This window comes from Zobellia alginiliquefaciens (genome assembly GCF_029323795.1).
Lineage (GTDB): Bacteria > Bacteroidota > Bacteroidia > Flavobacteriales > Flavobacteriaceae > Zobellia > Zobellia alginiliquefaciens.
Genome location: NZ_CP119758.1, coordinates 1,557,820 through 1,570,286, shown reverse-complemented (window position 1 = coordinate 1,570,286; position 12,467 = coordinate 1,557,820). Strand labels below are relative to the sequence as shown.

Here is a 12,467-nt window from a genome sequence, read left to right as displayed (position 1 = left end):
GGGTCATTTGACTAGGGAGCCAAATTTCCCAACATTTCTTTCGTTGTTTTTTCCAAATCAAATTCTGCTTGCCAATTCCAATCTTGTCTTGCCTGTTGGTCATCAATGCTCGCAGGCCAAGAATCGGCTATGGCTTGTCTAAAATCGGGTTCATAGGAAATCTTAAAATCAGGAATGTGTTTTTGAATGCTTTTTGCCATTTGGGCAGGGGTGAAATTCATGGCGGACAGATTGTATGAAGAACGTACCTGCACGTTTTCAGTATCGGTTTCCATGAGTTGTAATGTGGCCTTTATAGCATCATCCATAAACATCATGGGTAGTTCCGTATCTTCTTTTAAAAAGCAAGTATATGCGCTTTCGGCAAGTGCTTTGTGGTAAATTTCTACCGCATAATCCGTTGTACCTCCACCAGGCATGGTTTTCCAGCTAATTAGTCCAGGATACCGAATACTGCGCACATCAACCCCGTATTTATTATGGTAGTAATCGCACCAGCGTTCCCCAGATTGTTTGCTTATTCCATACACGGTACTAGGCTCCATAATGGTGCTTTGCGATGTGTTTTCTTTTGGAGTGTTGGGACCAAAAACGGCAATACTGGAAGGCCAGAATATTTTGTCTATTTTCTTCTCTTTGGCCAGATTGAGCACATTAAAAAGCGAATTCATATTCAGGTTCCAAGCGCGCATAGGAAATTTTTCTGCTGTGGCGCTAAGCATAGCGGCCATTAAATAGACTTCCGTAATTTCGTAATAAGCCACCACTTCTTCCAGTGCATCATAATCGGTAGCGTCTAGAATCTCAAACGGACCGGAATCCATTAAATGTTCATTACCCTCACGAATATCACTCGCAATTACACTTTCATTTCCGTGCATGGTACGTAATGCAAATGTTAGCTCCGTACCAATTTGGCCACAAGCACCTATGATTAGAATCGATTTTTCCATTAATGTCGCGTTAAATGAATTCGGGAATAAAGGTAACGCTTCTTAAAATTTGTACATTCGCTTTATGAAAAGAATCTTCTTTTTTAGTCTGATGCTATTATTGGCAATAGCTTGTAAAGAACAGAAACAAGAACTGGTCGTAGAGGATGTAAATGCCCGCGAAATAAGCAGGGAAAAATGGGCCAAGAAACTTCCTATAAAGCCTAAAGCGGAAGATATGCTGAAAGATTGGATAGAGTTTTCATCTCTAGAAACTAGTTTTGATGCACTTCACACGGTTGCCAATAGGGAGGACTTAAGCTTGGTAATTGAAGATATGCTTACCAAACAAAAGCAGTTGGAAGAATCAACTTACCCTAAGGAATTTGATATTCCGCAGATAAAAAGTAGGCAAAAAGTATTTAAGACCTATATGCTTAAGGTAAAGGGCGATTTGTTTTATAGAACAGATCCTCAGGAATCGCTAGCACAAATGATAGAGGCTTATAACGATTTTCGGAACCAGTTCAATGTGGTTGTGAGCAACACGTTGGATACCGATTTAATTCTGGAATTCTAATAAAATAAAGCGACCTACACCAGAATAGGTAAGCCGCTTTTATATATGAACTTGGTAAGAATGGTCTATTTATAGTTGGCTTTAACCAAGTAAAGCGAACTAGCATCTATATCCGTACTGCCTGGCAATATCTTTTGTTCTATTACACCATCTCCATCGTTATCGGATACGGTAAAGTCGTCATCGTTTATAAAACCTAGCGTGTGGTCATCAACAAGCCAAACACCTTCCAATTTATCATGGGGGTATCCTAGTTCGGCAACTAAATCGACTACCAATTCTTTTTGGACAGGAATAATATTGGCTGCGGCCAATTCTTCGGCTGTAGATTGCTCAATAGTTTTATCATTGATCATTAATCCAAACTCATCTTTGGGGTTAGTACCGGAAATATCCGTAGCACCCATTAAATTTATTTTGTAAATGTGTTTTTGCGCAGCACCTGCACCCGCAAATTTTCCATCGCGCTCTACTACTAAAAACTCGGTATTAGAAATAGCGGTAATTTCTGAGTTTGACAGATTGGCGGCCTCTTGAACATAAACGTATTGTCTTGTGTAGTCAGTTTCTAAATCAAAAGTTACGATACGGGTAATGTTGGATTGAATTTTCTCAGGATTGTACAATGTAGATTGCATAATGCCTACCAAAGTCTTTTCGTCTGGGGTAATGGCTAAACCTTCCATACCTCTATTAGCTCTTCGGCTTGCAAAAACGGCGGGCAACTTACGATCTCCGGTGCCTTCATTTACTCCAATAGGAGATATTCGCTCTAGTTGCGTACCGTTAGCATCGTAATGTACTATATGTGGACCATATTCATCGGATACCCAAAAAGTACCGTCTTTAAGCGCAACTATTCCTTCCGAGTCTAATCCATAGTCATCAAAACCTATAGCATTTCCAGCATCATCATAAGGAATCTCACCTGTGGCTCCTTTTCCTTCTGGATTAGGTATGCCGGAAATCAGTTTTCCCATTGGGTCTTTTAAAAGAATTTCTTCTAAGAGTTCTATTTTCCCTTCGGCGGTTACGGCATAATGACCAATACGTGGTGTATACTCGGCAACTGGAAATTTTTTTCCATCTAAGTAGTTTGTGTTAGGGCCGCGATCAGTGATAGCGTAGAATTCATTTTCTTTGGTAGGGTGAGCCGTTGCTCCTGATCCAAAACCTCCGTTTCTAACCTCAACATTCCCGTTTATAGTAGATAGGACATTATAGGGTAAGGGGTATTGGGTGTTCATCTCAAGCACTTTGGTGGGGGATACGGCAACGGGTGTGGGACCGCCACCTATAAAATCATCAATGTGATCGCAAGAATTTAGAAGGCAAACGCTTACAAATAGAAATACTAATTTTTTCATTGTGTTCAATTGGATTAAAGGTTATTTCTGGTAGCCTTAAAGTTCCAATAATAATACAGGCCTATTGTTAAGTCTGGATAAACAGATAGTTATGAAAAAAATATGCCGCACATTCCATTAAGGAATGTGCGGCAAAATTCTATGTAGAAAATGCAAAAATCTTATTGCTTTGGTTCAGCTTCTTCTGCGGGTGGGTTTTTTCTAGATAGTAGAGCTTGCTTGCTCAGACTTGCTAAATTAAAATTGGGGTCCAAGGCAAGAGCTTCATCTATTTTGGCAATTGCGGCATCAATATTTGCCTTGTCATTATTATATATAGTAAGTGCTTTTAAGTGGAAGAAAGCAGCTTTTAAAGGAACCTCGTAAGGCTGTTGTCTTTCGTAGAAAGCATACTTCATGTCATCTTTAGCATTGGCAATACCGTAATCAATGTTGGTAATAGCATCTTGGGTTGCTCCGGTCTGTATCTTTAGGTCCGCAATTTCATATGCTAAATAAGGGTTGGGTGTTCTTTTAAAAAGTTCTTCAAACTGCTCTAGGGCACGTTTTGGTTGGTTTAGCGCTTTTAAAGAAATGGCTTTTACCTGAACGGCCATGTCAGAATCCGATGATTCCTTTTCAATACCAATAGTGTTCAATGCTTGCATATGCTGGTTGTTGTTCGCATATACAAAGGCTAAAGTGTCTTTTCGTTGTTTAGAAGGGGTAATTACGTTAAGGTGGGTCAATGCGTTTATTACACCATTAACATCTCCTTGAAGTCTCATTTCTTGATAAAATGCTTCATAATGCTTTTGCAAATCGCCTTTGGATTGTGCAGTGGCCGAAAAACTGATGCTTAAAAGCAGTACGACAATTAATTTTTTCATGTGTTGCTATTTTACGATTCTCTCGTTTTGGTTGCGGTTGGCAAAATTAGCAATATAATTGGTATGTAACTGTGAATAAAAGCATAATGAAAGGGAGCAAAAGAAAAAAGGATGCCCTAGGGCATCCTTTTTTATGTCGGTTTGGTTGTTTGTTCTAGGCAACAAGAGAAATCTCGTTGTTTTGATACGATTTTAAAAGCATGGCGTAAAAGGCCAGGCTTTTAGGGTCTTGATCAATACATGACATTAAAAAATCATATAAATTCTTAAACCATAGGTTGGTGTGCAACGTTGGAATAGACAGATTTACCTTTTTAGGGTCGTAATCTTTATCATCCATAACAATGTCCATTTCAACCCTTCGTCTATGATAATCTATAGACACATTTGCGGCATTATAGTGATTTTTTAATATCGCTATATGCAACTTTTTTAATTTTGGGGGAACTTTTTGCTTGGTGCAGCTCGAAGCTATAAGAGTCTCGATGTCCTCAAGAATCCTGCTTCTTAAACCCGAATTTTCCATGGCAAATAGTTTTAAATTATATGCCAAAGTTAGTTCTAAATCGATGAAATGCATGGTGTATTAACAACTATCCAATTAGTTTGTTGTGAAACGGTAAATAGCTGTGGTGAAAATTAACTATAACGTTGTAGTAAACTTGAATTTCTTAACGTTTGTAAGGGTGTAGGAGTGTATTAGCTTGCCTTTTTTTTCTTTATCGGTATCATATTCAGGTATTTGTAACTTATTTTTAATAGCCTGTAATGTGTAATATTCCTTTTTGGTAGGATGGTAGGGAAATACGCCGTTAAACAACCCTGGTGTCCAATTTTCATGAACGGATTTATAGATTATGCGTACGCAATCATTTAGATGAATGAGATTAATAGGTGCATTTCCGTTTTTGAGATTTTTTCGCTTAGATAGCATCGTAACCGGGTTTCTATTTGGACCGATCAATCCGCCAAATCTTATGATAGTGGTTTTAAGTTGAGGTTCATTTTGAAATAGCTGCTCGCATTCTAACAGTTGTCTTCCGGATTCTGTGGAAGGTTGAGGCGTAGTTTCTTCCGTTACCTCGCCATTAATATTTCCGTAAACCGATGTACTACTGACGAAAATTACATTTTCAACTGTAGAAGATTCAAGTGCATGCAATACCAATAGCATTTTCTTGACATAATTTTCTTTATGGTCGCCACGTAATTTAGGAGGTACGTTTATAATTAGAACATCCATATCACTTAAAAATGAATCGATATCTCCCGTGATTTTTGTTTCCGAAAGTGAAATTATAAAAGGTTGAATGCCTTCAGCTGATAATAGGTCTAGTTTTCCTTCTGCAGTGGTGCTTCCATTTACGGTGTACCCCTTTTCAATAAACTTTTTGGCCAATGGTAGTCCTAGCCAACCGCAGCCCATAATAGCTATGTTCTTATTCAAATCTGATAGTTTTAGTAGTTATAATTGCATCATTTAGCACAAATGGCATGGGAATGCTGGTTTCTGGTCTTTTGGGTACCTCAAAGAGAGGATGGGTCAAAAGGTCATTGGAAGCCTCAGAGAAAGTGAGCTCAAGAACATTGTCTTTTGGGATGCTTATTTCAAGTTCGGTATAGGCATTGTCCGTAATATAATGGGTGAGCAACTTGTTCGTCTTCCTTGCGTTTAAATAGAAGGGAGAGAGTTCTTGCCCATTAACTTTTACATTTTTGAAACTGGTACTTTCTGTAAAAATATCCAAACGGTTTATATTACGTTGCGGTGTTATACATAATTCAATGACTCTATTGTTGCCAATTAAGGTATCTCTTGTGGTTTCAATTTTAGGTCCTTTTAACGGTTTTAATGGGGCATCTGCAGCTTGGGTAAAAAGTGTGTTGTACTTGCTGCTAATGATATTCTTGTTTAATGGTTCGGATAGTCCTTTTTCGTTTCCTAAAAAGGCTTGGTTCCATTCAATAGGTAGGTGGTCATAACTTGCCCATTGTGCCGTATTTGTATCCGTATCAAGAAGATATACCAAACTACTTGGTTTTCCGTTTTCAGAATCAAAACCGGAGCGGACATGGACATACACCATAGTTATTCCAAAAGCCAGTAACCCTACATAAGCCCATTTCTTTTTGCGTTTATACATGCCGAAGATGGGAAGTAATAAAAAGAAAGTAAGGGTGACCAAAAGCGTACAGCCTACCATCATTTTAAGACCAAGACCAACTGGGAATCCTTTTACGAACGGTGCGTAAAGCCAAATGGCCGGTAACCCTAAAAAGACCATTAAAAGTACGTTGGGCGCTTTTTGATGTAGAACTACGTACCAAGACGCAAGAAGAGCAAATACCGGTATGGTAAAGAAACTGGCACCAGGCAAATATTGGGCAATTGCAGTACAAAGTATCAGCCATAAAAATAAAGGGGCTACCACTAAATCTTTTGTAGATAGGCTTTTAAATTTATGATATATCCCAAAACAAATAGTTAAGGAAAGGAATACAAAAGCTAAAATATAAGCATATCCGTTATAGGTGAAGCCATGTAAAATGTCATTATAAGCAGGGTACGCCCATTTTAAGGTAGACCAACTGAAGTATCCAAAAAGTCCGTTTATAATCAATGAAAGTAGTAACGGAACAAAACCGATGAAAACGCCCTTAGCGGTCAATAATTTTTCCTTGAATCCGTAAACCAGAACACAAAGAAATAGGAGCGCGGCTAGACCTAGCATAGGCCAAATCCAATCAAACGGATAGGACACGACTCCAAAAAGCGGCATATTGAAATACACATAATCATTTGGGCTTTGCAGCTGGTCCAGTTCGGTAGCGCTAAAATGTTTCAGGAGGGGCATAAGATAGCTGCCCTGGTGCGCTAAAGTTTTTTTGTCTAATCGTTTATAAGAGTCCTGAGCGGTGTGGTAATCAAAATGGTCGTCTATAAAAGCAAAATTGAACCCTTGGATATCGCGGTCCTCTCTAAAAATGGTCAGGTCAGTGTCATTGGGGAGCATTTTATATATACTATAGTAAAGGGAATTTGCCATGGGGTACTTTGGGTTGGCCTTTATAAATTCACTTATTAAATGCTGATTTCCTGTATTGGTCTCAACGAAGGTATAACTTGGGCCACCACTTCCACGAGCTTCAAAATTGAGCACCAGGCCTACGTCTTTTGCCCATTCATGTTGGTTTACAAAGAGGTCGGCGCCATTTAGTCCTAACTCTTCCCCATCCGTAAATAGAATAATAATATCATTTTTAGGTTGCTTTTCTTCGGATAAAAAAGCCCTTACACTTTCTAAAATAGTAGCAACACCGCTACCGGCATCGCTAGCGCCCAAGGATGAATGTGGGTGACTATCATAGTGAGAAAGTAAAAGAAGTGCTTTACCTGGGCCACTACCTTTAATTTTTGCTATAATATTTTCAGGTTTGCTCATATTTCCCCAATCACCAATAGTGTACCCTGTTTGTATGGAAGTTGGTAGACCCAGCTTTTCCAACTCGCCAACAATGTAATTTTTGACTTTTTTATGTCCTGGAAAGCCTATGCCATGTGGTTCTTTTGAAATTTCCTTTACATGTTGTAATGCACGATCTGTAGAAAACGAGCTTTCGGGGGTGGAGGTACCTTCTTCATACACCGGCATGGATGAATGGAAACCCCAATAAATGGCAGCCAATAGAAGAAGAAAGGAAAGGGACGAGGAAAATCTTTTCATACGTTAAAGTTCTTGAATAAAAATATGAAATTCTAATGGAGATTGTGTTTTATTACGGGTAGATGTAAAACAACAATCGACATATTTTTAATGAAAATAGTAAGAATGTGACTAGTAATTCGTCGAATAAGTGAATATTCCATTAAAAAATTTACTATCTTTAGTAATTAACCTAACCCGCCGCTAGGCAATAAAAACTAAATTATATGGGAATAAAGAGTTTTCAAGGCCCAAGGGCAAAAGTAGATGTTAAGAAAGAATACAATGCGCCCATATTGGTGTCTGACTATATGACCAAAAAACTGGTGACTTTTACTCCGGACCAGTCTATTCTGGAGGTCATGGAGCAGTTTGCCAAATACAGTATTTCGGGTGGCCCCGTCATGGATGACAACGGTTTTTTAGTAGGTATTATCTCTGAGGCCGATTGTATGAAACAGATTTCTGAAAGTCGATATTTTAACCAACCTATACTTGATAAAAGTGTAGAGAAATTTATGACTAAAGAAGTTGAGACCATTCCCCATGATATCTCAATTTTTGACGCTGCAGGTATCTTTGACAAACACAATAGAAGAAGGTTGCCTGTTATGAAAGACGGTATTCTAGTGGGCCAAATAAGCCGAAAAGACATTGTTATTGCCGCTCTAAAATTGACGGGCCATAGTTGGTAATGTCACTTTAGCCCTAAACGCATTACTTAAAATGAACGTAAAATGCTTTCCTAGTAAGGGGAGCATTTTTTTATGCTCTTATTATTGATTATTCACGTTTCACAATCATGTAAAAATCATTGTCTAGAGGTAGGTAACCCAAGTCATATACAAAAAAGTACACTGTACCTTTTTTGGTAGTGTAGAGGTTTGTTATAAAATCAAAATCAAAACCTTTGTCCTGTAGTTTGGCTTTGGTAGTCGTGGTTTTTCCTTCTTTTAGTTTGTAGCTATCTAAAATTCTGTAATTTTTTCTAAGGCGATTGTTCGTATTACGGATAAGGTTGTTACTGTCCTTGTTCGCATTATTATGATATGCGTTACGACAGTAATCAGAGCAGAATTTTTTATCTGCCCTACCCATAATCTCAGTACCACAATCTAAACACTTTTTCTTCAATCTATTACTTTTTAAAGTTGAAAGTCACCTCTTCGGAGGAACCATCTTCGTTACCTATTTGAGCGTAAATATTAATTTCGTTGCCACTCACTTTTTCAAAAGTAAAACCTTCAAAATAGACACGGTTACCATCTACTTTAACCAATTTAAACTGTTGTACCTCATCTTTTTCTTCCCATCCTTTTAAATCCCCATGAAAATGTTTGAGTTCATATACCAAGGTTTCATCAAGCTCACGAATGTGTCCAAGTTCATAAAAAGAGACTTTCCCATCTGATATTAGTTTAAAGGAAAAAAGCATAGATCCACCTGATGGGGCTCCCCAAAACTCTTCGGTTTTACCTCCAAAAGCTTCACCGGACCAGTTGCCTTGCATCCAAGAAATGTCCGCTAGAGTTGCGCTTGGAGAGTTTGAGCCTTCGGGTAGGGTAGTAGTGTTCTGAGCGTTAATATGTAGCGAGACCAGAAAAAAGGTATAAAGGAAGTATTTCATTTTATATACGGTTAGTGGTCTGTAAGATACAGATTTATCCGTTTGCAAACGCATAAAACCGTTTAGGCTTCAATAGAAAGGTTGTATTTCTTTAGTAGGCCGATGACACCGTTTTTTGAAAATCGTGCTTTTGTAACTTTATTTTGCTCCGGGTCTATAGTGAAGTTAAGGGCGGTTCGTAAATCGGCTTTTTCTAGGTTCGTTCGGCTAAAAATAGCGCCTTGCAAATCACAGTCGTCAAAAGTGGCATTTTTAAGAACAGCTTCCGTGAAATCCGTTTCAACCATTTTGCAAGAAACGAACTGTTGTTTCAGTAAGGTCAAACCATAAAAAGAGGAATAATCTAGATTACAATTGTGAAAACTAAAGTCGATTAAAAAGGTATTACAGTCTTCAAATTTTAGACCCATCATTTTGCAGTGAGAGAAGGTTACTTCTTTAAATGTAGTATGTCTAATATTTGCGTTGCTGAGATTACAATCTATAAACTCACACTCCATAAAATTTTGGTTGTCCAAATAACCATCAGAAAAATTACATCCCTCAAAAATGCAGTTCTCATAATCTCCTTTAGCCAGGTTGTTTCCTGTAAAGTCTTGGGAAGAGAAGGTTTGGTCCGTGATAAAAGGTTTGTCCATAAACGAATAAACTGAATTTTGAGATTGAAAGCAATTTCTTATGAAAAATTTTAACCCCAATTTTATCTATCTGCACTAACCTGTTAATCCGCTCGCTCTACTTCGCTCTCCAGTTTCAATACTTCACTGCCATCCTCTTGCTTAATTAATAGGGCTTTGTTATCTTTTGAACCTTTGCGTGTAATTTCATTCCCTTCAATTTTCCGGGTTATTTTCTTGTTGTAGGTGTTCTCTACTGTTCCTGTAGCGCTGCCTGAGCCCCATTTCCATTTTACTTCTGTTCCTTTTCTAATCATCTTTTTAGTATTAAGGTTTCAAAAAAGAAAAAATACAGCAGATTCATGCATCTAGAAAGAAAAAATTATAATCTAATGAGTACGCCTGAAAAGCACCGGGCAATGAATGCAAATAAAATGTTAAAATTTATTATAAAAACTTTATATTTATCGCCAAGAGGGGAAGTCGTAAAACTCATTCTATATTAAATGATTAAAATGAAACTACTTGGTATTCAGCTTGCACTGGTAATCGGAGCATTATTTTTTTCAATAAACACATCAGCACAGGTTACAGAAGTTGCTGTGCAGGATAGTATGGCCGTTGTTAACAAACGCTTAAGATTTGGCTGTGGTTTTGGGCTAAGTTTTGTTGGCGGGACAAACATAGCTCTATCTCCAAATTTAATGTATAGCCTTAGTAATAAAGTTAGTCTTGGTTTAGGACTTCAAGGAAGTTATACCTCCATCAAAGATTTACAGAAAACTACAACTTTTGGCGGTAATATAATAAGTCAATATCAACCAATTGAGAAACTAATGCTATTGTTAGAGTTTGCGCAACTTAAGGTAAATACAACAACGGAGGCGGTTACTGGGGATATTGAAACCGACTATTGGGACTCAGCATTATTTATTGGAGCAGGTTTAAACATTACCAAGAACATTGCAATTGGGGCAAAGTATAATGTTTTATATGATAAGGATGAAAGTGTTTATACAAGTCCTATACTTCCTTTTGTGAACATTGCTTTTTAAGCGAAGCAATCCTATGCTGTAATTTCATTCCTGTAACGGTTAGACCTTTTCTTTACATCAGTTTTTTAAGCCTTTCCATAAACTGTCCTACATGATAGCCATCTACAAGTGCATGGTGCACATGAACTGAAACGGGCATAAATAACCGATCACCTTCAGCGGTCATTTTTCCAAAGGCGATTTTTGGACAGCTATCTGGGCGAGCATAATGCCTGGCATGTGAAATTGAAGTAAAATCAATCCACGGAATAGCGGAGCAGTGTATCACATTTTCACCGGATTCATCGGGCATGAGTCGGTTTGAATTCCGTACTTTTTCTATCGCAGGAAGGGCCAAAGCTAGGAAGTCTTCAAAGTTTTCACGGTACGTTAAATGAGAAAATCCAAAAGTTCCATTTTCCCTATTAATAGTAGGTGAGGCATTAACTGTCTCGTATTCATATAATTTTCCATCAACAATTCGGTATCTGAACTCTACGGTTTTGTTAACCGCTACCAAAGCTTTGTGCAAGTAGGACAAAAAGAAAGAATGACCTTTTTCTTTTGCCGTATGATAGGTTTCCGTACAGTCTACTTTAGCGGTAATACCGTAAAAAGGTTCGTCAAATTTTGAAAAGAATTCAAAGTGGTCTTTTCTGTACCACGTCTCAATATCTATTTCTTTACGCATAACTTTTTTGGAAGGGGATGTAGTATTCGGTTGTGAAAACATTTCTAGTTGTAAAGGGTATTCTCATGCGAAATAACATGTCTTTTTACATCGCTTTGAAACTCTTGTGGTGTTTGCTCTGCATGAAGTTTAAAAAAACGACTGAAATAAGAGTGGTCCTTAAAACCAAGGTTGTAGGCTATTTCCTTAATGGTATTTTCGCTATGTATGATCTGCCGTTTCGCTTCCAGTATAAGACGGTCGTGAATAAGTTGTACACCGGTTTTGTCTAGCTTCTCCTTTAATATTTGATTAAGTCGCTTTGCGCTAATCCCCAATTCACTGGCGTAAAAATCGGCGTTTCGCTCATCTTTATAATTATTTTCGAGCAGAAGCATAAATTCATACACCCGCTTTTCATTAATATCGTGCATAGTAAAATGCTGCTCTTTTAGGTGAATTAGTTTTAATAGGAATACTTTTAAAAGCGCTTTGATCATAATAAGGTTTATGCTCTCCTTGTTGTAATCCTCCTCTAAAAGTTGGAGCACGGAAGCCAACCCTTTTGATGTTTCCTCATTAACCTGTAAACAAGAAAACTCACCTTGAATATTGAACATTCTAAAGACATCCAATAAAAATTCTTTTAAGTCGCCTTCCAAAAGCTCTTGCTTAAAAGAAATTAATACCCCGTTCTTACCGGCCTTATTTAATTGATGTACCCTGTAAGGAGGAATAAGATATATCCAATCTCCTCTTAAAGTTTGAAAGTCGTGTTGTGGCTCGTGGAGCGCATCTTCATTATACAACCATACAATTTCAAAGAAATCCCTTCTTGCGGGATCGTTCAAATAGGCAGGAGGACAGTTGCCCAAATCTCTAATGTATAAAACTTTATCACTGAGCATAGTTTCTGTTTTCATAGTTATATATGGTAACGAAATATAAGAATAGGTATGCGCTTGAAAACTTGCGGTTTCCAAAATGTACCACAAAAATAGCAATTAACACCACACCTTTAGTTAATATGGGCAAATTGTACCATACATCTATCAAATTGTGTAACT

15 protein-coding genes are annotated in these 12,467 nt (G+C 37.8%); 3 read left to right on the top strand and 12 right to left on the bottom strand.

The features are described from left to right. Nucleotides 1-11: 11 nt before the first annotated feature. Nucleotides 12-953, bottom strand: coding sequence for an NAD-dependent epimerase/dehydratase family protein (locus P0077_RS06725; RefSeq protein ID WP_276168364.1), 942 nt, complete (start codon nucleotides 951-953; stop codon nucleotides 12-14). Between the two features lie 64 nt (nucleotides 954-1,017). On the opposite strand from P0077_RS06725, the gene P0077_RS06720 reads away from it, so the two are divergent. Continuing rightward, nucleotides 1,018-1,512 carry a hypothetical protein gene (locus P0077_RS06720; protein ID WP_276168363.1) on the top strand — a complete coding sequence of 165 codons (495 nt, stop codon included), beginning with the start codon at nucleotides 1,018-1,020 and terminating at the stop codon, nucleotides 1,510-1,512. A 65-nt stretch (nucleotides 1,513-1,577) separates the two neighbouring features. Here P0077_RS06720 and P0077_RS06715 read toward each other — a convergent pair whose 3' ends face one another. The 5 genes from P0077_RS06715 to P0077_RS06695 all read right to left on the bottom strand — a co-directional run bounded on the left by P0077_RS06715 (nucleotide 1,578) and on the right by P0077_RS06695 (nucleotide 7,473). Then, nucleotides 1,578-2,879 (bottom strand): esterase-like activity of phytase family protein, encoded by a 1,302-nt coding sequence (locus P0077_RS06715; protein WP_276168362.1) that lies wholly within the window; start codon nucleotides 2,877-2,879, stop codon nucleotides 1,578-1,580. A 161-nt stretch (nucleotides 2,880-3,040) separates the two neighbouring features. Beyond that, a complete protein-coding gene (locus tag P0077_RS06710; protein WP_276168361.1) occupies nucleotides 3,041-3,748 on the bottom strand; it encodes a hypothetical protein in 708 nt (235 codons plus the stop codon). Nucleotides 3,749-3,902: 154 nt separating this feature from the next. Then, complete coding sequence (locus tag P0077_RS06705) at nucleotides 3,903-4,274, bottom strand: hypothetical protein (RefSeq protein ID WP_276168360.1); 372 nt, start codon at nucleotides 4,272-4,274, stop codon at nucleotides 3,903-3,905. A gap of 117 nt (nucleotides 4,275-4,391) precedes the next feature. Continuing rightward, a complete protein-coding gene (locus P0077_RS06700) occupies nucleotides 4,392-5,195 on the bottom strand; it encodes an SDR family oxidoreductase (RefSeq protein WP_276168359.1) in 804 nt (267 codons plus the stop codon). Continuing rightward, the gene (locus tag P0077_RS06695; RefSeq protein ID WP_276168358.1) at nucleotides 5,188-7,473 is read right to left on the bottom strand and encodes a M28 family peptidase; all 2,286 of its coding nucleotides are present in this window, start codon (nucleotides 7,471-7,473) and stop codon (nucleotides 5,188-5,190) included. Before P0077_RS06695 ends, P0077_RS06700 begins: the two co-directional genes overlap by 8 nt. A 206-nt stretch (nucleotides 7,474-7,679) precedes the next feature. On the opposite strand from P0077_RS06695, the gene P0077_RS06690 reads away from it, so the two are divergent. Continuing rightward, a complete protein-coding gene (locus tag P0077_RS06690) occupies nucleotides 7,680-8,147 on the top strand; it encodes a CBS domain-containing protein (RefSeq protein ID WP_276168357.1) in 468 nt (155 codons plus the stop codon). Between the two features lie 88 nt (nucleotides 8,148-8,235). Here the strand turns inward: P0077_RS06690 and P0077_RS06685 are convergent, their stop codons facing one another. The 4 genes from P0077_RS06685 to P0077_RS06670 form a co-directional block, all read right to left on the bottom strand. Beyond that, a complete protein-coding gene (locus P0077_RS06685) occupies nucleotides 8,236-8,586 on the bottom strand; it encodes a hypothetical protein (protein ID WP_276168356.1) in 351 nt (116 codons plus the stop codon). A gap of 4 nt (nucleotides 8,587-8,590) precedes the next feature. Further along, nucleotides 8,591-9,079: a DUF6265 family protein gene (locus P0077_RS06680; RefSeq protein WP_276168355.1), complete on the bottom strand. Its 489-nt coding sequence runs from the start codon at nucleotides 9,077-9,079 to the stop codon at nucleotides 8,591-8,593. A 62-nt stretch (nucleotides 9,080-9,141) separates the two neighbouring features. Continuing rightward, nucleotides 9,142-9,717, bottom strand: coding sequence for a pentapeptide repeat-containing protein (locus P0077_RS06675; protein WP_276168354.1), 576 nt, complete (start codon nucleotides 9,715-9,717; stop codon nucleotides 9,142-9,144). 83 nt (nucleotides 9,718-9,800) lie between these two features. Then, nucleotides 9,801-10,013, bottom strand: coding sequence for a hypervirulence associated TUDOR domain-containing protein (locus tag P0077_RS06670; RefSeq protein WP_276168353.1), 213 nt, complete (start codon nucleotides 10,011-10,013; stop codon nucleotides 9,801-9,803). A gap of 198 nt (nucleotides 10,014-10,211) precedes the next feature. Here P0077_RS06670 and P0077_RS06665 point away from each other — a divergent pair, with 198 nt between their 5' ends. After that, on the top strand, nucleotides 10,212-10,751 hold the full coding sequence (locus P0077_RS06665) for an alpha-ketoglutarate decarboxylase (protein ID WP_276168352.1): 540 nt from the start codon (nucleotides 10,212-10,214) through the stop codon (nucleotides 10,749-10,751). A gap of 52 nt (nucleotides 10,752-10,803) precedes the next feature. Here P0077_RS06665 and P0077_RS06660 read toward each other — a convergent pair whose 3' ends face one another. Next, the gene (locus P0077_RS06660; RefSeq protein ID WP_276168351.1) at nucleotides 10,804-11,421 is read right to left on the bottom strand and encodes a chloramphenicol acetyltransferase; all 618 of its coding nucleotides are present in this window, start codon (nucleotides 11,419-11,421) and stop codon (nucleotides 10,804-10,806) included. A 44-nt stretch (nucleotides 11,422-11,465) separates the two neighbouring features. Continuing rightward, complete coding sequence (locus tag P0077_RS06655) at nucleotides 11,466-12,323, bottom strand: helix-turn-helix domain-containing protein (RefSeq protein ID WP_276168350.1); 858 nt, start codon at nucleotides 12,321-12,323, stop codon at nucleotides 11,466-11,468. Between the last annotated feature and the right edge of the window lie 144 nt (nucleotides 12,324-12,467).